This is a genomic window from Fructilactobacillus fructivorans (assembly GCF_001434095.1).
GTDB lineage: Bacteria > Bacillota > Bacilli > Lactobacillales > Lactobacillaceae > Fructilactobacillus > Fructilactobacillus fructivorans.
The window spans coordinates 1-249 of the sequence record NZ_AZDS01000015.1; the positions used below are offsets into that span (position 1 = coordinate 1).

General features: G+C 51.8%; 1 protein-coding gene. It reads right to left on the minus strand.

Annotated features, from left to right (window positions below):
- Nucleotides 1-249 (minus strand): carboxyl transferase domain-containing protein (locus FC73_RS06855; protein ID WP_275452697.1); only part of this gene is annotated, 249 nt, incomplete at both ends.

Sequence of the window (249 nt, forward strand, 5' to 3'; positions counted from 1 at the left end):
ACCCAATCCCGTGATACTCGGCATCGACTCCAGGATAAGCCCCTGGAGTGTTGATCAACGTGACGATGGGACGGTTAAACTTTTCGGCTTGTTTCATCAAGCGCAACGCCTTGCGATAACCATCCGGTTCCGCAGAACCAAAGTGCCGCTCGATGTTGGAGTTCAGATCAGCACCCTTTCTGATCCCTACAAACGTAGTGGGGATATCATCCATCGTCCCAATTCCACCATAAACAGCCGGATCGTCAC